Genomic DNA, 20547 nt, shown 5'->3' on the forward strand with positions numbered 1-20547 from the left:
TCTTGAATACATATGTGTAAAGTGACCTGCATGTCCAGCCAAGAATTGAATGAGCAAGGGGATGAGCATAAACCATGGAAAAAGATCACGTTATTGCAATTCTTGGAATTGGCACTGCTGTGCCAGAATTCCGTTTAGATCAAGCAGATACCTCTGGGCGTTTAACGGATGCATTACGAGATAACCCTAACTCTGCCCGGTGGGCGAAGAAAATTTTTAAGCAATGCGGCGTAGAAACGCGCTACACCTGTGAACCTAATCTGCTGGAAACAGCTGAACATTGCCGTTATTTTTCACAAACGAATCAAGAAGCACCTTCGACATCTGATCGCATGGCTACCTACAAGCGGGAGTCTGTGCCTTTAGCTTTACAGGCGGCTAATCAAGCGCTGATTGATGCCAAAATTGCCGTGTCTGACATCACGCATCTCATCACCGTAAGCTGTACAGGACAGTTCCTGCCAGGGCTGGATGCGGCCTTGACGCAGCAGTTGGGACTAGCCGCCAATGTGAATCGGATTCCGTTCAATTTTCTCGGGTGCGCTGCTGGGTTGAAAGCAGTATGTTTATCCCGTCAAATCGTTTCCACGAATCCGACAGCCAACGTGCTCGTTGTCTGTGTGGAGTTATGCACGCTTCACATTCAGCCATCTAGTGATCGAGAGGCTTTATTTGGTGCTTCCTTTTTCGGTGATGGAGCCTCGGCCTGTGTGGTTGGTGTCGGCAGTGACCTGCGGCATCCTATTTTCCAATTAGGGAACGATCACTCAATTCTATTACCTAATTGTGCAGATGAAATGAAATGGGATGTAGGGAATCACGGTTTTGATCTCTATCTATCTCCGAATATTCCTAAGTTAATTGGGACTTGGATCCCTGAACAAATTGAGCATCTGCTGGCTGGGGGTCCAAAACCGGAGTTATGGGCGATTCATCCTGGAGGCAAAGGGATTATCGACACGCTGGAGGAAGTTTACGGGTTAACGGAAGAAGAAACACGTCCGAGCCGAACCGTTTTGCGTAATTATGGCAATATGTCCTCGGCGACGATTCTTTTTGTATTAGATGAGACTAGGCAGCAGCTTGCGAATCGTGGAGCGGGACCGACAAGTGGAATATCCCTTGCTTTTGGACCCGGACTGACGTGTGAAATGATTCAAATCACCTATCTAGGTGTTGCGGCCATTCAAGAAAATAAGTTAGATGAAACGTATGTTTAAGGGGCTCAAGCAACGGGCAGTGCAGCATGAATTAATGGATGACTTCTCGTCGGGCGGTCCGGAGCTTCGGCAAGCCTTGCAGCATTTGCGTTTGCTTAATCGCATATTTGGTGCTGCGGGGCCAACCTTATTCGGCTTAAAACGTTTATGGCTGCAGGCAGGCAAGCCGAAGTCGTTAACGATTCTCGATATTGGATCTGGTTCAGGTGACGTCAATCGGCAATTATTACGCTGGGCGGACGAGCATGGGGTAGCGCTTACCATTACGCTCGTTGACATTACGGAGGAGGCTTGCGCGGAGGCACGGGAACTTTTTCGCACTGAACCACGCGTTCGTGTGATGAGGAGCAGTTTGTTTCAGCTTCCGGAAAATGGGGTCGATATCACGACCGGCACGCAATTTGTGCATCATTTTACGAATGCGGAGCTTCCTCAGGTTGTGGGCTGTATGCTGAAGGCTTCCCGAATGGGAGTCGTGATTAATGATATTCATCGGCATTGGCTCGCTTGGGCAGCGGTTTGGGTTACGGCTCGCATGATTTCTAAAAATCGCTATATCTTGAACGATGGTCCCTTGTCTGTGGCTAAAGGCTTTCGCGCAAAGGATTGGACAAACCTCCGTACATCCATGGGCCTATCGGATATGTTGGTTTCCTGGAGACCTTTGTTCAGGTATGCTGTTGTGATTGTGAAAAGGGAGCGGGCGTGATGACACACAGCTATGATGTTGCCGTTATCGGAGCAGGAATCGCGGGCAGTGTAATGGCGAAGTCCTTAGCCGACCAAGGCTGGGATACGGTGCTATTGGATCGTAAAGCATTCCCAAGGCATAAGGTTTGCGGGGAATTTTTGTCTCCAGAAGCACTTACGATGCTGAAAAAGCTTGGATTGCGTAAAGCTGTAGCAGCCCTGAAGCCAAGTGCAATCCATAGGACAAGCTTGAGCCTTAACCGAGGACAACCTCTGGTGATTACGCTTCCAGGAAAAGCTTGGGGAGTTAGCCGATTCCAGCTTGACGCTGGGCTTCATCATGCGGCTTTACGCTCCGGTGTGCAAGTGGAGACTGAAACGACGGTGATGTCTGTGGAACCGAGTGAGCGAGGCTACTTTATAGAAGCCAAAAAGCAGGGGCACGTACTTGGATATCATGTACGAGCTGTTATTGCAGCTACGGGCGTAATGGGTGTTCCTGGTCATCGTAGTCAACGTCCGCTTGACGGTGCATCCACTAAAGGCACGCACCTAGGCGTGAAATCCCACTATACAGGCATTGAAATGAATGGCGTGGTGGAGATGTACTTTTTTGATGGCGGATACTTGGGGATTTCTCCCATTGAAGACGGTCGAGTAAACGTAGCAGCTCTGCTGGAACGCAAGGCGTTCCAGCAGACTGAAAAATCAATCATAGGGTTAATTGAAGCAGCCTCCCTAAGGCATGGGAAGCTGTTCGAACGGCTAGCTGCTGCGAAGCCCGTACCTGGCACGCAGGCAGCTGTTGCTCCTGTGAAGCTAACACGCAGTCCGCTTGCGTGGGACAGTTTTCCACGCCTTGGAGACGCTGCAATGATGCTGCCGCCGCTTTGCGGTGACGGGATGTCGATGGCGCTGCGTTCAGCGATGATATGCGCTCCTCTCGCATCCCGCTATTTAAAGGGAGAAATCTCCCTAGCGGAATGGGAGCGGGAGTACACGCAAGCTATTCATCGGGAGTTCAAAGGTCCCTTGAAATGGGGGCATCTGCTGCAAGGCATGCTGGCTGTGCCGTATTTACCGCACATGATGCTTGCGGCTGCGAAGTTCACACCTGGATTAGCACAGCGCTTGGTTCAAGCGACTAGGCTGAGAGAAGCCGAGTTGTAAGGAGGAGGGATGACCTTGCAGAAGCTTGCTATGATATCCCTTCGTTATCCCAAAATGATCCTCCTCATCTGGGTCATTTTTTTCCTCTATTTTGGGTTCTACGCCCCTAAGCTGCCAGCTGTGCTGAAGGATCATGGTCTGATCTCGAACGGCGCTTATGCGCAAGTCGAACGGACGCTTGCAGCTGATTTTCACATCCCAGCGAACCCTGTCATTGTTGTTTTTGAGAAAAAAGCGCTGGTGGATGCTCGGCAATTTGAGCGATACATTCAGCAGTCTCTCTTAACCTTACGCGGTATGGAAGCGTTAAATGAAGTGATCTCGCCGCTCGAAAGAGAGGGAATGCTGCAAGGAGATCACGCCTATGCGCTGCTTGGCTTTCAGCAACGTCCGCATGAAATGAAGCCTGTTCTGCATGAACTCCAAATGCGTTTGCCGAAGCATCGTGATATGAGTGTGCAGTTGACAGGGAAGTCAGCGGTGCAAGAAGACGTGAATCGTGCGAGTGAACATGATTTGAGAAAAGCGGAGAGCATTGGCCTGCCAGTGGCATTTTTCATTTTGTGGCTGGCTTTTGGCGGGATGACCTCGGCGTTAATCCCAATTCTCGTTGGCGTAATCGCAGTCTCAGGTACGATGGGGATGATGGTGTGGATTGGCACACGTATCGACTTGTCTAACTTTGTGCTGAATGTTATTCCGATGGTAGGTTTGGCGCTTAGCATCGATTTTGCTTTGATGATGGTGAGCCGCTTTCGCGAGGAAATCCATGTACACCCCGCAGGACAAGCCATCCTGATCACGATGACAACGGCTGGAAGAGCTGTTTTATTTTCTGCGCTCAGCGTGTTTTTAGGCCTCATGGGCATCTTGTTCATTCCGCTGCCGATCTTTTCGACCATTGCGTTAGGTGCGATGACGGTTCTGGCGGTTTCGGTTTTGCTATCCTTAACGCTAGTGCCGGCTCTTCTAACCTTGTGGTGGCCGGCTATTCGAGCTGAACGTAAGCCGCTATATAACCGGCATGGTAAAAGCAATATTTGGTTGGTTATCGCGCGCTTTGTGATGCGTAAACCTGTTCAAATGAGCCTGCTCGCTACTTGTATACTTATCTGCTGTTTCATGCCGCTTACGAAGTTAAAATTAGCGATTCCAGATGCAACCTCCTTGCCTGAGGGCTATGCATCCCGAGCAGCTTTTGAGACGTATCAAGCTCACTTCGGTTCTCAAACAAGTTCAGATGTGTATCTCATTGCTCAGGGGAAAGCTTCCAAATTGACGATTCAGGACTGGAAGAAGACGGCTGCGCTTATCCAAAAAATAGAGAAGGATCCGCTCGTGGAAGACGTCGAGTCGGTATTTTCGAAAATGCGAATGCCGTATGATCAACTGTATGCTGTGTTTCATAATCCGCTTGCTAGCGCGAAATACGAGCGAATTTTGCAAGCTTTTGTTCATGAGAATGAAATGCTCGTGCAAGTTCGCTTGAAGGGGGACCCCGCCTCGCAGCAGGTGAAGGATTGGCTGAGACGCTGGGAAAAAGAAGGGACCTCAGCAGCATCGCTGCCCTATCTTCTAGGCGGTGAAGCGAAGTATCAGCAGGAGATTTTCGATGACATTTTTGACAATTTAAAATATGTACTGCTGTTCATTCTTGTTTCGAATTATGTGGTGTTATTCATCGCGTTTCGTTCTATTCTCATCCCCTTAAAAACCATTCTCATGAACCTGTTAAGCTTAGGTGCGTCTTTCGGGATACTGGCGTGGCTATTTGAGGAGGGGCATTTCGGCTTGGAACCGAGTCGGATCGCGATTATGATTCCCGTTTTTATATTCGGACTGGCGTTCGGGATCTCGATGGATTACGGCGTTTTCTTAGTATCGCGGATTTACGAAGAGTACCAACGAACACACGATAATCAGCGCGCTGTGCTGGTGGGTTTGGGTTCGATCTCTAAAATCATTAACTCCGCTGCGGCGATTATGATCGCGGTCACCTTGCCGTTTGCATTTGGCGATGTTGTTGGTGTAAAACAACTGGGCATTGGTATTGCCGCAGCCATTTTCATCGACGCCACGGTGATCCGATTGGTGCTTGTGCCCGCATTAATGGTCATTCTTGGTAAATGGAATTGGTGGGGGCCTGGATATCGGAATGAGAAATGCTGGAAGAAATAGTTGCACATTTGCACGCATTTCGGATCGAGTGCTTACCTCAATTCAAAAGGTTGCACTTTCGCATTTACCATGTTTCACAAAAGGGGTCCCAGCCACAGAAATGGCCTTGGGACCCCTATAATTATTTCACCACAATGACGATCTGTTCCGTCGCCAAGCCCTGCGCCTCCGCCCTCACGCTGATCTCACCAGCCGCAACGCCAGCTCGCACGAAGGCAAGCAGCTTGCCATGGTACGCTTTGCGAAATGCAGAGCTGTACGGCTCTACATCCTGAGCATCGCCGTTTTCCAAGCCAATGAGCACACCTGGTCCCTCGATGGATACATGGATGAGATGATCTGCCAGATAAACGAGATTCCCATGGCTGTCGGTGATCTCAATCTCAACATGGGCAATATCCTGTCCATCTGCGCTTAATTCAGGAGAGTCCACACGCATCGCAAGTTTTTCTGGCTTTGAGACTGTTTGCAACGCATAGGTGCTTTCGGAGCCGTCGGGGCCAGTGGCTGCAACGCGAAGCGTGCCTGCTTCAAAGCCAACCTCCCAAGACAGATAGCCTTGCGGCGAATCCTTGAGAAGCTTGCTTCCGAGTGATCGCTCATTGAGAAAAAGCTCCGCTTTTTCACAGTTGGTATAACAGAAGACGTCCAGCTGCTCGTTTGGTTGCCAGTTCCAATGGGGCGCGCCGCCGTGCCATCTTTTGTTCCCTGCATGTGCAGGATCGTCTTTCCTAGCGGCAGCGAGGAATGCCATCGGCTCCTGCTTCCACAAGCTCTTTCGGAAAAAGTAGCTGGCTTTCTTAAAGCCAGCTAGATCCAGGAATCCGGCTTGCGAAGCTCGGACTGGCCACCCTTTTGCCTCGCCCATATAATCGATTCCCGTCCAAATAAACTGCGCACAGATCGCGTCGTTGTCCCTGACAGCAAGCCAAGCCTCTAAACTGGCGCTATTCTCACTGCCTAAGGTGACGCGATTCGAATACTGCTGCCGCGCCTCCTCATACAGATGCTCTTTGTAATTGTAGCCCACCACATCCAGCGTATCCGCATAACCAATCAAATTCGCCAATTCCGGAAAAGCCAAAGCTGCCGTAACAGGTCTAGTTGTATCGCATTCCTTCACATAACGCACAAGTCGTTTGGCAATCGTGGTCAGCCTATCGCTTTGCGGTTTATTCGGATCATATTCGCGTTCGGCCGCCGGTTTGTTGGCATCGTTATTGCCTGTCATCGTTTGAAAATAGGGATGGCAATAAGGATCGTTTGGATAATCGACCTCGTTACCGATGCTCCAGAGAATAATGGACGGATGGTTGCGATCCCGCAATACCATCTCTTTGATGTCTACTTCGCCCCATTGGGGGAAATCTTCATAGTAGCCAAAATGCTTAGGCGGGTAAACATTATGTCCAGTGGACCATTTATGTTTCACGCCTTCCCATTCATCAAAGGCTTCATCAATGACAAGAAAACCCATGCGGTCGCATAAGTCCAGCAAAGTCGGAGCAGGTGGGTTATGGCTCATTCGGATGGCATTACAGCCCATCTCCTTCAGGGCTTGAAGTCTGCGTACCCATACTTTCTCGGGAACTGCCGCACCCAGTGCACCTGCATCATGATGGACGCAAACGCCTTTGATTTTCATATTCACACCGTTTAAGAAAAAGCCATTCGCCGCATCAAATTCGAACCAACGAATGCCTACTGGCGTATTGACATGATCGAGGAGTTCGCCGTTTTGTCGAATTTCTGTACATAATACATACAATTCAGGGGTGCTCGGAGACCATAGGCGAGGGTTAGTCACCTTGATAGCTTGATTCAATTCGTACTTGGAAAGAGCCGGGACTTCGCTAATCTCATTTGCGGAGTCGAACGGGTTTCCGTCGGCATCCCAAAGGGTATTCGTTACTTGAATCGTCGTATCTGCCAGTGAGTCATTGGACAATCGCACGTTAACGGCGATAGTTGCCTGTTCTTCAGAGACGTCAGGCGTTGTGACGAACACACCGTATTGATCAATATGTATGGCATCTGTGATGGTTAGATAAACATTTCTATAAATGCCGGAGCCGGTAAACCAACGTGAGTCAGCAATATCCTTATGGTCGACCTTGACGGAAATCACATTATCATGTTTCCCAAAGGATATGAAATCTGTAATGTCATACGTAAAACTGCTGTAGCCGTAAGGTCGCTTCCCGAGATAATAACTGTTACACCAAACTTGGGAGTTGTTATAGATGCCCTCGAACGTCAAATAAACGCGTTTGCCTTCTAATTCCTGAGGAAGCGCCAAGCTTTTGCGATACCATCCGATGCCGCCAGGCAAGTAACCAGTACCGCTGGAGTGTTCTTGCGAAAAAGGCTCTTCAACAGACCAATCGTGAGGAAGAGTCACTTCACGCCAACTGGCATCTTCAAAACCTCGATACCAAGCTTTGGGTTCATCCCCCCTCAGAAACTTCCAATTCAAATTGATAGGTTGAATGATTCTGCTTTTGTTCATCTTCGTTCTCCCTTCATTTGGGTATACGCTTTCATTATAAGAGTAGGTCGCAATCACCGCTAGAGCCATTTAAAAAGGATTTTCAAGCTAGTTACCGAATTGACAAGATAGGAATTTGTCGAATTTTGGTGAAGGGGTTCAAGAATGGCGAGGATTTTAATAGTCGAAGATGAAGAAGTATTGCGGATGCTTATTCAAGATACGTTGGAAGATGAAGGACACGATATAGAGGAGGCTTCCGATGGAGAAGAGGCGATCGAGCTCATTCGAAGCCAGACGTATGATTTGATTATTTTAGATTATATGATGCCGCGCATGTCAGGACTTGAGGTTGTTGCTCAGGTGAGAAAGCTTTCGGGGAAAGAGCATACCTTAATTTTAGTCCTTTCAGCAAAAAGCCAACGTGCGGATCAGGAGCTCATTTTGGTGGCGGGAGCTAATTATTTTATGTCCAAACCATTTAGCCCAATGGAGCTAGCCAGCCGAGTAAAGGAGATCTGCCATGTCTAATCTTATGAAAACGAGCCTTTCCCGCAGATTTGTTAGAATGATTTTGTTTTTTGCCTTACTCGTCATGGTTGGAGCTTCTGTCGTTTCACTGATAGGCAACAATGTCCAGCAGGCTTACCAAGAGCGCATCACACTGTTAAAAGAGAAAGAAAAAGCGACGGCATCGATTTATATTCATTATAATCAAATATTTTTACATGCCAGAGCTTTTTACTCTTTTCGTCAGGAATTCGAATATGATGCCGTGATGAAGGAAAAACCCGAGCTGGAGCAAGCATTAGAAACGTTTATGCAGCTCCCCTTAACGAATCAGGAGCAAGAGCTGCTTGCAACCTTAAAGTCATTTGAGAAGAACTATTTTGAAAATGTGTTTCCTAAATATGTGAAGCTTGCGCATGACCCAGATCCGTTGGCGCTAGTGAGAGCGGGCTCGACGACACCTAACGGCAGCGTGGGGACAAGTGTTTATGATCTCTTAAACAAAATAAATGATATTTCCCTGCACATCTCCTCTCAATCGGAAATGGAAGCACGGAACTTGTTTAAAACCTTATCCAATCTGAATTACGTATTTTTTGCGTATGTGTTTGGCATCTTGGTATTCATTACGTTCCTGACTTCGCTTACAGCCAAGAATATCGGCAGACCGCTGCGTAAGCTGGCAGACAATGCAGCCAAAGTGACCTTAGGACAGTCGGTCGAACTGGAGATGCTCAAGCGGAACGATGAAATCGGCCTCGTCAATCGGTCCTTTCACACGATGCTTCAGAAGATTCAAGCGAAGGAAGAAGAGCTGCTGTCACAGAATGAAGAGTTGATTGCTCAGCAGGAAGAGCTGCATATGCAGCAACAAGAGCTTCAAGAAATGCTGCGTAAAATGGAAGAAAACGAAGAGCTGCTGATGAGTGAAAGAGCGCTTACCAGAGACATCATGAACACGATTCAAGAAGGTTTGCAGTTTGTCGATGTTGAGGGAGTTATTGTAAAGACGAACTCAACGATGCATCAATTGTTTGGTATACCAGAGCAGCAGGCCATGTCTGACATACCTTTAGCAAATTTCATTGCCTCCGTGTCACATTCGATCGAGGATAACACAGACTTAAAGTCGTTTATGATCAAACAGGTAAGCGAAGAAGTGTTGGACCAAAGGTCGTACATGTATGAGATTACCTATCCGATCCGCAGGGTGATCCAAGCTTACGCAGAGCCGTTGTTTGGGGAGACGGGTAGAATTGGTACTGTTTTTGTACATCGAGATATTACCAAACAGGCTGAAGTGGATCAAATGAAGTCTGAATTCGTCAGCACGGTTAGCCATGAGCTTCGTACACCGTTATCCAGTGTGTTAGGCTTCGCTGAACGACTGCTTACCAAAGAGACGAGTCCAGAGAAGCAGCAAAAATATTTAAAAACGATCCATCAGGAGACAGTCCGTCTGACAGCGTTAATTAATGATTTTCTGGATGTTCAAAGGATGGAATCCGGCAAGTCGACGCATCAGAAAAACCCGGTTGACCTTTTCGAGGTGTTAAATGATGTATTTACGTTGCAGCAAGGCAGCTCGACCAAGCATATCTTTCATGTTCCTAGGCCAAAAGAGCCGTATGTCATCTCCGGTGACCGGGATAATTTGACCCAGCTTTTCATGAACTTGGTCAGCAACGCAGTGAAATATTCACCAGATGGCGGACGTATCACAGCCAACCTATATGCGATTGGTACGCAAGCGGTTGTGGATATTACCGACGACGGATTGGGCATTCCAGAAGAAGCGATTCCGAAGCTGTTTACGAAGTTCTATCGTATTGATAACTCGGACCGGAGAACAATCGGCGGAACGGGATTGGGACTTGCCATCGTAAAAGGAATTGTAGAAGCCCATGGCGGCGAAATATCCGTGCACTCGAAGCTTGGTGAAGGGAGTACGTTCCGTGTAAGCTTCCCATTGATCTCGAAGCCTGAATTCATGATCGAAGCCGAGCTGCTTTCCGCAGCCGCAGATGAATTCACGGGCAAAACCATTGTCATCATCGAAGATGATATCAGCTTGACGGAGCTGCTAACCGAGGAACTCACCGAGAAAGGCTTTCGCGTCATCCCTTACACGACAGGTGAGCATGCGCTGGGTGAGATGTCATCGAAGAAACCGGATGCCGTAATTGTAGACATTATGCTGAACAACAGCATGGATGGCTGGGAAATTATTAATCAAATGAAGGTGGATCCCCAACTGCATCATTTGCCTATTTTCATTTCTTCTGCACTGGATGAGATTGAGAAGGGGAAGGAAATCGGGGCCAACATGTACTTTGTAAAGCCATATCCACCCAGCCAATTATCAAGCATATTGATTGAAATTCTTGGTGGGAAAAGAGTGTAAGAGCAGCACCCTGTAAGTTGATGAAAATGGGATTGATTTCCCGGAATCTCAGCTTTCGGGGTGTTTATTTGTCTATTATGATATAATTTACGCATTAGAATGAAGAGCTCGGAAAGAGTGTATGGGAGGCCATGATGGTAACGAAGAAAAAGATGGACGTTTCCCTTCCTATATATTGGAATGAACAGCATAGCGGTTTGCTGGATTTTATGAGGATTGCCGAAAGTATGGCAGAAGCGCTTCAAGCGTTTCATATCGAAAATGGTATCCATCGCCGTTTGAATCCGGAAGCGTTTGTTATTGAAATCGCAGATGGGGTTTCGCCTGCTGTGAGGCTGATGAAGGAGCAGCTGGAAGCCTCTGCTGGCAATGAACTCGCCGTGTCCGGCTGGGCGTATCGTGCGCCAGAACAATCAAAGCGCATGAATCAAGAGATCGATGCACGCACGGATTTGTATGCGCTTGGCGTCATTTTTTATGAGCTTTTGACCAGAGAACTCCCGTATGCTGCTGAAGAACCGACCGATTGGATCTATGTGCATTTGGCGAAACGTCCGCCGCATCCTAGTGAGTTGAATCCGCATATTCCCCAAATGATTGGCAACATCCTCGTGAAGCTCCTGGCGAAAACGCAGGAATTGCGCTACCAGAGTGCATATAGCCTTCACTATGATATGAAAAAGTGCCGCTCCACTTGGGAGCAAAGCGGTATCATTGAATCTTTCCCGCTGGGCAGTAAAGATTTTGCGAGCCAAATACGGATGCCGATTGTTGTGAGCGGCCGGGAACAAGAAGCCTCAGGATTGACGGAATCTTTGATCAGCAGCATCAACGGCAATTCAGAAATCGTCGTTATTAGCGGAGAGGCTGGCAGCGGAAAGTCGACACTCGTGCGCGAGTGGTTCCGGTTCCAGCAGCAAGAACGATGTATTTTTATTTCCGGGAAATCGGATCAGCTGCTAGGGGATGTTCCTTATGCGCCGTTGCTGCAAGCATTTCGTGAGCTCATTCATCGCTTTCTATCAGGCAGCACGGAACAGCTGGCGCGTTGGAAGGACAAGCTGATTTCGGCACTAGGCGATCACGCGGGTATTGTGACTGAAATCATCCCGGACATCAAATTAATCATTGGCGAGCAGCCTGCTGCTGAAATATTGCCATCCGTAGAGGCAAGAAATCGGCTTCATTTGGCTTTTCAAGCGATGATCCGTACGATCGCGGGCAAAAGATCTCCGCTTGTCATGTTTCTCGACGATGTCCATTGGGCGGACGCGGCAACAATGGATTTTATACGCAGCCTCGCGGATAGCCGGGAACTAGGCTATTTCTTATGTATTGTGGCGTATCGCGAGAAAGCGATGCCAGTTGGACATTGGCTGTGTAGCCCTGAAGCGTGGCCACAGCGTAGAATCGTGCTCTCTTCCTTAACTTTGGCAGAGACCGAAAAGTATCTGGGCGAAACGCTGCAAATCGATGCAGCGCGGTCGTTGGCTGAAGTGATTTTTCAAAAAACAGCAGGCAATCCGCTCTATATGAAGCAGCTTTTGCAATCTTTATATGAGCATAAATGGCTGCGATTTAACACCCGTGAGGAAAGCTGGCAGTGGGATGCTGACGAAATTCGCAAGCTGGACGCGCTTGGCGATGTACGGGATCTTATGCTGGATAAACTGCAAACGCTCCCTGAGTGGGCGGGGCATTCACTAAGCCTGGCAGCGTGTATCGGTCATTCCTTTGATTTGCACACGTTGGCTGCGATTTGCCAAGAGGCTTCCGAAACCGTGATGGCACATTTGGAACCGGCGCTGCGTGAAGGGTTGGTTCTGCCAGTTCGGGAACGTGAGTCGTGGCAAGGGCGATCACAGGTTGGGGATGCGTTGTCCACTACAGCTACGCAGCCGAATGTTTGGTTCGTCTTTATCCACGATACGATTCAACAAGTGGCCTATGGCGCGATTCCCGCTGATGTGAAGGCAACGATTCATGCGGAAATTGGTCATTACAAATGGGGGCAATACTCGGCGGAGAAGCCGGAGGAGCAGTTGTATACCCTTTTGCACCATTTGATACTTGGGAAAGAGCAGTTGACCGATCGTGAGGAAAAGCTTCAGGTTATTGAGTTCGCCTTACAAGCGAGTCGGAATGCTAGAAAATCGGCAGCCTACCTCTCGGCCGCGGCTTTCATTGCTTTTGGCACGGAGCTAATGACCGAGAGAAATTGGGAAGCGCAATTTCAGCTTACTTATGATGTGTACTTGGAACGTATGCAGGTTGAGTACGCCTGTGGCCATCTGGATGAGGGACAACAGGTCTACGAGCAGCTCATCGCGCATTCGGAAGGCCGCCAAGAAGAGCTGCGGGTTCATGCGATCAAGCTGGAATTAGATATTAATCGAGGTCAGGCCAAATCAGCGTTTCAAGCTGGTGTGCAGCTGTTGGATCGATTAGGTGTGAGGCTGCCAAGGAAGGTCGGCTCGGCTAGGCGTAAAAAAGAACTGAATCAAACGCGCATGCTGCTCCTTGCTGGCATGGCTGGCGAGCTTCAAGCTAAAGGCAGGCACGAAGCCGCGACGCAAGAATTGGCGATGCTGCAATTGCTGCCTATCGTTGCGCGAGCGTCCTCTTTTGTAGATATGAATCTATTTGTGGTAATTATTTGTCAAAGCATCCGTAAAATGCTCGACCATCATGCGGCGAATCAGTTTCCGGAAATTATTGCGATTTTTGCATCCTTCATTTCCAGTGAGGAAGGTTGGCACCAGGATGGCATTGAGCTGTCAGCAGCAGCATTGCGCCTCGGGGAGGAGTCCTTTTCTCCAGGTAAAGCGAAGCTTTCGTTTATTTATGCTCTAACCCATTTCTTGTGCAGGAGTGCGCAGGAAACATGGCCTTTGTTTAAAGAAGCTCACCGGCTCAGTCTGGCTAGCGGAGATTTGTATTATGCGGGATTTTCGCTTCGCGGGTTAATGTTTAGCTTGTTTTTCGGCGGTCAAGTTGGCGAGTTGCTCGAATTTTGCCAAACCGAGGGTGGGACTTTGCATAAGAAAGACCCATTCACGATGAAATCTTTTGAGCTGTATCAACAGTTTGCGAAGTGTTTGCAAGGAGAGACAGAGGCACGCTGCTCCATGAAGGATAGCTCATTCAATGGGGAGCTGTTTCTACAGGAGTTGAGCCCCGCGGAGATTCGGATTGGGCTTGCTTTTGAATATGATATTTGCAAAATCCAACTGATGTATTTGTTCGGCGAATATGCTTCAGCCGCAGAGCTTTGGGAGAAAACAGAGCATCGTGAGCGGTACTATACGTATCATTCACATTTGCCAGAGGGTATGCTGTACGGTTACTTGGCGATGTCGCGGATTTATTTGGGAATGCCCGTGGCGCAGCAAGCGGAGGCAGAACGTAAAATGCGAGCGATGCTCGCGCAGATGCGTAAGTGGTCGGAGCTTGGACCGAGGCACTTCCTGCATAAGTATTTACTTATGCAAGGAGAGGCAGCTCGGCTGAAAGGGAAGTGGGAGCAAGCGTTAGCCTGCTACGATGAAGCGATCGAGTCCGCGCGCGATTGCGGCTACATTCATTTGGAAGCTGTGGCGTGTGAGCTGGCTGGCAGTTTGCTTCTCACCATGGGCAAGAAGAAGTTCGCAAAAACGTACCTGATGGACGCCTATTCCAGCTTCAAGATGTGGGGCGCGCACGAGAAGTGTGTGCAGCTGCGCGAGCAGTATCCTGAGTTTCTGGTGATGACGACGGAGTATGCGCGCGTATGGGAGCAGGATTTGAAGCTTGCTCGTGAGTCGGCACAGGTTGAGCAGGCGGACGCGGATGATGAGCATGAGCTGCCATTGGAAGTGGAGCGGGATATGTTCAAAAAAGCAGCAGCCCGACTGACGCAAGCAAGCGGCTTTGAACAGCTGCTCGGCCAATATTTAGTCACTCTGATTGAGAACGCTGGAGCGGCCAAAGGCTTCTGGATCGTGAACAAAGAGGGAGATTGGTGGATAGAGGCTGAGCATGACGTTAATCGTAACGTGTCGAGAAGTGGTCATTCCGCTTCGCTGGAAAGCTGCTTTGATTTGCCGATATCCGTGGTCCGATTCGTATCAAGAACCCAAGAGCCGTTAGTGCTTGACGATGCCCATCTCGATGATCTATTCGCATGGGATCCGTATATTCGCCGCGTACGACCGCGTTCCATCATTTGCTTGCCTGTTCAGCAATTAGGCAGATTAGCAGGAATCGTTTACTTGGAAAATGAGGCTGTGACTGGGGTGCAAGCCAGCCAGCGTTTGGAGCTGATGCAAATGATGTCTGCTCAGCTCGCTGTGTTGAACCGTTTCGCGAGTGAGGCCGCAGACGGCAAGGTAGAGCCAGTGATCTCACCTACGGGGAGATCGAAGCTAGAAGCGAGTCTGCTCATCCAATCGCTGACAGAGCGAGAAAAAGACGTGCTCCGCCTGATGGTCAAAGGCCTGTCCAATCCAGAAATTGCCCAACGTCTGGAGCTGGCCGTCGGCACGGTCAAGAACATTACGCTTGTCATTTATGGCAAGCTGCAGGTAAACCGCCGCACACAGGCCGTCGCGAAGGCGAAGGACTGGTCGATTTAAAGGATAGCGCTAAGCAGCTGAGCTGCTTAGCGCTATTTGTTGTGTCTCGCAACATATTTTCTCCAAAATGACCTTTGGTACTATCGAATCCTGTCGTTTCGCGCTTAGAATAGGGTGGTTCTAGCATCGCTGGTTCGATCAAAGGAGGCTTTATGAGAAAAATTATTGCGCTTGTAACATCAATGTTACTGGCTACTTCGTCATCAGTAGTACCTTTCACACATACAACGATGGCTGCCACGTTAAAACCTGCAGGTGCCGTCAAGCAGCCTACAGCTGTCACGATCAGTTCAGTCGAAGCTGCGGTTTCTCCGGTAAACGGCAAATACTTTTTTACAGCAGGGCAGACAATCAAAATGAGTGTTGCGTTTGAGTCGTCGAGTCCTTCTGTCAAATGCGATATGGAATCGGTGATTCCCATCTCCATTGGCGGTACACAAGATTGGCTTCGTTTGTATAATGCTGTGTTCGAGGGATACTCGCCGCCGGTGTACGCACGGGGGATAACCGCGGATATGACATCGGGCCTCATCGCGGTTCAAAGAGGCCCAGATGGCTGCGGCATTTCTGACGGCGTGTCCCTCCCCATAAATAGTTGGAACCCGAACGCCAATGGCACAACGCAATTCACCGACGGTACGTCAATGAATAACGTTGCTTATTTCAACAGCCTTGTGTCAACGCCGATGTATATTGACAACTCGGCACCGACGATCGCTTTTGGCAATTTGCCAGCGGACGCGAATTATCGAAAAGCACTGGGAATTACCCTATCGGCCAATGATCTACCTCTGAACGAAAACTTGAAGCTCTACTACACGTGGACGCAAAGCCAGACGGCACCTTCATCTTCAGCCATCACCACGCAGATAACAAGTGGAAATGCAGTAGCAGATCCTGCCACACCGGGCACTTATTTTCTCCATGCTCGCGCGGTGGACGTTGTTGGACACGAAGTTGTCCAGTCGAAAGGACCCTTCAATTTTGATAATACGGTCCCGACACTTACTTTTGGTAAGCAGTCGGATGCCACCTATAAGAAGAGCCATGGCGTCACAGTCACAACCTCGGACACGCCATCAACAGCGAATACGAACCTCTTCTACACATGGTCACAGAGTGCAACACCACCGGCAGCATCGGGTATTTCAAGCAATCTCATCAATGGGGCTGCACCCGTAGACCCGACAGGGACTGGGGCTTATTACTTGCATGCAAAGGCAATCGACCTTGCAGCCAATACGATCATCAAAACAGCGGGGCCTTTCAATTACGATAATTTAGGGCCGACAGCCACCATTACACCGAATTCAGGCGCAGCGAAGCAAAGCCATTCGGTTACTTATACCGTCGCCGATGCGAATTCTGGTGTGAAACAAGTCAGTTATGAATGGCTAAAAGATGGCGTTTCCTATTCAACAGGAACAGGAAGCATCACGGGTGGAACACTGGCCGTGCCTAACACTGCTGAAGGCAGCTACAAATTAAAGCTCACCATTAAAGACAACTTGGATAATGTCAGCACGCAGGAAAGTGCAGCCTACATCATCGACAAGACGGCGCCGAGCGTCACGTTTACGACACAGGGCAATCTGGCAGCAGCCGTTTCCCGTCAAGTGGGTATCACCTTACAAGAGTCGAAAGGCACGTTAGGACAAGCGTACTACATATGGTCTACCGATGCAGCGACACCGAGTGTGAACGATTCCCGCTGGCAGATGACTTTTGATGGGCTAGGGACAAAAACCACATGGAGCACGACATTAACTTCCCCATCCACAGCGAATGGTCTCACCTACCTTTATATCAAAACACTCGACAGCGCTGGCAACATCGGCTATGCGAAAACAACGCAGGGCTTTAAACTCGACACGACAGCGCCAACGATTTCTTTTACATTAAATTCGACGACTGCTTACAGCAAATCTGTGACGACCACGTTAAATGTGACGGATAACATCACAACGACGCTAGCCTCCTTTGTCATCAAATATAAAATTGATAATCAAGCATCAACGGATGGTAACGATGCAACCTGGAACACGTCCACGAGCAATGAATTTACCATTTCGGGCCAGACGGGGAACTTTTATATCCATGCCAAAGTGTACGATGAAGCGGGGAATGCGACGCTGGTGAACAGCGGTATGTTTAAGCTGGATAATACGAGCCCAACTGGAGCGTTGACCATACCGAATAAAGTTACAAATCTCACCTCTGTGCCAGTTCAACTGAGTGCCACGGATGCACTAGGCTCTGTAGATAAGATGAGATTTTCCGTTGACGGCGGGGTGTGGAGCAATTTGGAAACCTATGTGGCCACTCCTCCACTGAAGTCAATTACGATTCCTGCGACTCAGGGCTTACACACGATATCCGTCCAATTTATCGACGCGTTGGGCAATTACAGTACGACGTATTCCGATACGGTAACCTATGACACGGTCAAACCCGTTCTGAATAAAATTGTGTACAGCACGACTACATGGACAAATCGGCCTGTGTCAGCGACCATGTCTGCAACGGATAATGTTACGCCTGCCGCTGACATAACGGTGGATAGTGTGACAGCGGCTACTTATCTCTTTCAGGCAAATGGTCAATATACGTTCACCTTTCGAGATAAGGCGGGCAACACGAACACGGCTCTGGCGAAAGTAGACTGGATTGAAAAGACCAATCCAATCATCAGTTTGACTCAGAACGGTTCCTCTTCGCAGCAGTCCGTGAGTACTCGGGTGACGGCGACGGATACGGGTGCTCCACAGAGTGAATTAACATTCGAGCACGCTTGGTCTACCTCAAACTCGGCGGTACCAACACTTTGGACACCACTTGCTACAAATGCTACAGGTGATCGAGTTGCAACGAAATCTGATGTGACTGGTACATGGTATTTATGGGTAAAAGTCACAGATAAAGCAGGCAACGCTGCAACGCTAGTCAGCAATCCGTACCTCTTAGATCATACAAAGCCTATAGGCACAGTTTCCTATAAGCCTACTGGTTTGACAGCGAATAATGTAACAGCGACGCTTTCTACGAACGAACTTGTCACCGTAACGAATACGGACCTTGGCAAGAAAGAAGTTGTGTTCACAGAGAACGGACAATTTGGATTTCAATTTAGAGATGCTGCTGGAAACGTAGGGACAGCGACAGCAACGGTGACATGGATTGATCGCAGCCTGCCGTCAGCAGAAGTCACGATAGCTCCAAGCGGTTGGACGAATGGTCCCGTCCGCGTCACGATTGATGCGGAAGGCAGTCCTGACCGTGAGTTAAAAGATTTTGAAATAACAGGCGATGCCCAAGTCATTAGTCAGACCGTGACGAAAGCGGTGTATGAAATTACATCCAACGGCTCGATCCACTATACCGTACGTAATGTGAGCACAGGTATTACGAACAACGATGAAGTGATCATCGATAACATCGATCTAACTCCGCCAACAGCGGATTTCATCTATATCACGAATAGCCCGACGAATCAGGATGTGACGGTGACGTTGGTCACGGAAGACAACAATAACGGAACTGTGAGCATCGTAAATAATGGGGGAAGTCCTACCTACACGTTTACGGAAAATGGTCAATTTACATTCGATTTTAAGGATGAAGCAGGCAACCTCGTTCAAAAAACAGCAACGGTCAGTTGGATCGACAAGGAAGCACCGCAGGCACAGCTGACTTACAGCAACTCGAACTGGACGACCCAGCAAATAGATGTCGACATTTCCTTCACGGATGCCTCTTCGGTTGAAGTGACGAACAATGGAGGCAGCATGCATCATACTTTTTCTGAAAATGGTACGTTTACCTTCGAATATCGCGATGCTGCTGGGAATGAAGGCCATATCGTGGCATCGGTGACGACGATCGACCGCGTAGCTCCAACAGCCGCCGTCTCGTATAGTCGGATCGGATGGACGAATCAGGACGTCGTTGCAACATTGACGATAGAAGATAATTCCGGTGAGTCTGTGCGTTTCCTAAGCGTTGGCGGAAATACACATACGTTTACACAGAATGGATCGTTTACTTTTATTTACGAAGATTTGGCAGGCAATCAGCAGCAATTCGTTGCTTCTGTTGATCGGATTGATAAGACGCCAGCGATTGCGACGATTCAATATTCGGAAACGTTAAAAACAAGATCGGATGTGCGGGCAACAGTGCTTGCAGACGAGCCAATCACGGTCTTTGGCAATAACGGCAATACAGCGTATGACTTCACAAGCAATGGAAGCTACACCTTTGTCGTTGCGGATCGGGCTGGCAATCAAAGCACGGTTAGCGCAACGGTCAATTATATCGATCGGACACCGCCAGTACCGAGACTTTCGTACAGCACAACAGCGCCTACCAAAGAGGACGTCATCGTAACGGTAGATGCAGATGAGCCCTTCTATGTATTAAACAATAACCGGGCGAAGCAGGTTGTGTTTAAGGATAATGGCACGTTTACTTTTTATATCCAAGATATCGTTGGGAATTTAAGTGAAATTCAAGCAACGGTGAGCAACATTAACAAAACGAAGGCGAAAGTTATCGCTACTTACAGTGAAACGATGCCTACGCGAAATGACGTGAACGTCACGTTAACTTCAGACCTGCCGCTTACTTATGTCGGCTTGAGCGGCAGTACGATTACTTTTACAAGCAATGGTACGCGTTGGATCGATGCTGTAGATGCGCTTGGCAATACGTATGCGATGCGTGTGGATGTGAACAACATTGATCGCGAAGCGCCAAAGCTGCGGTTTATCGGAGGCGAGCAGCTGCTGGTAGAGGTTGGCGGCAGTGTGAATCCATTAGCTGATGTTGTGGCGACAGACAATTTGGATGGGGAGATCACAGCAAAAATCATCGTCAGCAGCAATACGATCAATCGCCAAGTGCCTGGTGAATATTCGGTCATGTATCGTGTGACAGATCGTGCTGGCAATGAAACCACACTTACACGGAAGGCCATCGTCATCGCGCCTACGGAATTCACGATCTACGTGAATGCTGTGAAAGTCCAAGATACAGATGCCATCGTATATGGGGATGCGATTCAACTTTCGATGTTTGGCATGCAAGGCAGTTCGATCATCAAGTGGGCGCGAGGCCCCAAAAGTGTTGGTGATTTTAAGCTTAATGCGAATAAGGTGACGAATGGGATTTTACCGATTACGGAATATGGCTACTATACATTCCTCATTCAGGATCAAGAACGTCAGTTAAAGCTGATTCGTGTGTATATTTTGCCAAGGCAGGCTTCTTAGGAGT

The 20547-nt window shown here is 48.7% G+C and carries 9 protein-coding genes; 8 read left to right on the forward strand and 1 reads right to left on the reverse strand.

Annotation, left to right across the window (positions count from 1 at the left end; translation table 11 throughout):
- Positions 1 to 74 precede the first annotated feature (74 nt).
- Genes AC58UX_RS03625 through AC58UX_RS03640 form a run of 4 tightly spaced genes read left to right on the forward strand, consistent with a single transcriptional unit; the run spans position 75 to position 5258 of the window.
- Positions 75 to 1220, forward strand: a complete 1146-nt coding sequence (locus AC58UX_RS03625; RefSeq protein WP_497249725.1) for a type III polyketide synthase — start codon at positions 75 to 77, stop codon at positions 1218 to 1220.
- The gene (locus AC58UX_RS03630; RefSeq protein ID WP_497250048.1) at positions 1213 to 1929 is read left to right on the forward strand and encodes a methyltransferase domain-containing protein; all 717 of its coding nucleotides are present in this window, start codon (positions 1213 to 1215) and stop codon (positions 1927 to 1929) included. Before AC58UX_RS03625 ends, AC58UX_RS03630 begins: the two co-directional genes overlap by 8 nt.
- Positions 1929 to 3080 (forward strand): NAD(P)/FAD-dependent oxidoreductase, encoded by a 1152-nt coding sequence (locus AC58UX_RS03635; RefSeq protein WP_497249726.1) that lies wholly within the window; start codon positions 1929 to 1931, stop codon positions 3078 to 3080. The genes AC58UX_RS03630 and AC58UX_RS03635 overlap by 1 nt, the downstream gene beginning before the upstream one ends.
- A gap of 9 nt (positions 3081 to 3089) precedes the next feature.
- On the forward strand, positions 3090 to 5258 hold the full coding sequence (locus AC58UX_RS03640) for an MMPL family transporter (protein WP_497249727.1): 2169 nt from the start codon (positions 3090 to 3092) through the stop codon (positions 5256 to 5258).
- 121 nt (positions 5259 to 5379) lie between these two features.
- Here AC58UX_RS03640 and AC58UX_RS03645 read toward each other — a convergent pair whose 3' ends face one another.
- On the reverse strand, positions 5380 to 7767 hold the full coding sequence (locus tag AC58UX_RS03645) for a glycoside hydrolase family 2 TIM barrel-domain containing protein (RefSeq protein ID WP_497249728.1): 2388 nt from the start codon (positions 7765 to 7767) through the stop codon (positions 5380 to 5382).
- Positions 7768 to 7911: 144 nt separating this feature from the next.
- Here AC58UX_RS03645 and AC58UX_RS03650 point away from each other — a divergent pair, with 144 nt between their 5' ends.
- The 4 genes from AC58UX_RS03650 (at position 7912) to AC58UX_RS03665 (ending at position 20543) form a co-directional block, all read left to right on the forward strand.
- On the forward strand, positions 7912 to 8277 hold the full coding sequence (locus AC58UX_RS03650) for a response regulator transcription factor (RefSeq protein WP_497249729.1): 366 nt from the start codon (positions 7912 to 7914) through the stop codon (positions 8275 to 8277).
- Positions 8270 to 10660, forward strand: coding sequence for an ATP-binding protein (locus AC58UX_RS03655; RefSeq protein WP_497249730.1), 2391 nt, complete (start codon positions 8270 to 8272; stop codon positions 10658 to 10660). Before AC58UX_RS03650 ends, AC58UX_RS03655 begins: the two co-directional genes overlap by 8 nt.
- A 134-nt stretch (positions 10661 to 10794) precedes the next feature.
- The gene (locus AC58UX_RS03660) at positions 10795 to 15273 is read left to right on the forward strand and encodes an AAA family ATPase (protein ID WP_497249731.1); all 4479 of its coding nucleotides are present in this window, start codon (positions 10795 to 10797) and stop codon (positions 15271 to 15273) included.
- A gap of 152 nt (positions 15274 to 15425) precedes the next feature.
- On the forward strand, positions 15426 to 20543 hold the full coding sequence (locus AC58UX_RS03665; RefSeq protein ID WP_497249732.1) for an immunoglobulin-like domain-containing protein: 5118 nt from the start codon (positions 15426 to 15428) through the stop codon (positions 20541 to 20543).
- Positions 20544 to 20547: the final 4 nt, after the last annotated feature.

The organism is Paenibacillus sp. J22P90, assembly GCF_059692195.1.

What these genes read in the sequence shown, in the direction of transcription:
- AC58UX_RS03640 (WP_497249727.1), top strand. Translation starts at nt 3,090, where the DNA reads ATGACCTTGCAGAAGCTTGCTATGATATCCCTTCGTTATCCCAAAATG.
- AC58UX_RS03650 (WP_497249729.1), top strand. Translation starts at nt 7,912, where the DNA reads ATGGCGAGGATTTTAATAGTCGAAGATGAAGAAGTATTGCGGATGCTT.
- AC58UX_RS03625 (WP_497249725.1), top strand. Translation starts at nt 75, where the DNA reads ATGGAAAAAGATCACGTTATTGCAATTCTTGGAATTGGCACTGCTGTG.
- AC58UX_RS03660 (WP_497249731.1), top strand. Translation starts at nt 10,795, where the DNA reads ATGGTAACGAAGAAAAAGATGGACGTTTCCCTTCCTATATATTGGAAT.
- AC58UX_RS03635 (WP_497249726.1), top strand. Translation starts at nt 1,929, where the DNA reads ATGACACACAGCTATGATGTTGCCGTTATCGGAGCAGGAATCGCGGGC.
- AC58UX_RS03645 (WP_497249728.1), bottom strand. Translation starts at nt 7,767, where the DNA reads ATGAACAAAAGCAGAATCATTCAACCTATCAATTTGAATTGGAAGTTT.
- AC58UX_RS03630 (WP_497250048.1), top strand. Translation starts at nt 1,213, where the DNA reads ATGTTTAAGGGGCTCAAGCAACGGGCAGTGCAGCATGAATTAATGGAT.
- AC58UX_RS03665 (WP_497249732.1), top strand. Translation starts at nt 15,426, where the DNA reads ATGAGAAAAATTATTGCGCTTGTAACATCAATGTTACTGGCTACTTCG.
- AC58UX_RS03655 (WP_497249730.1), top strand. Translation starts at nt 8,270, where the DNA reads ATGTCTAATCTTATGAAAACGAGCCTTTCCCGCAGATTTGTTAGAATG.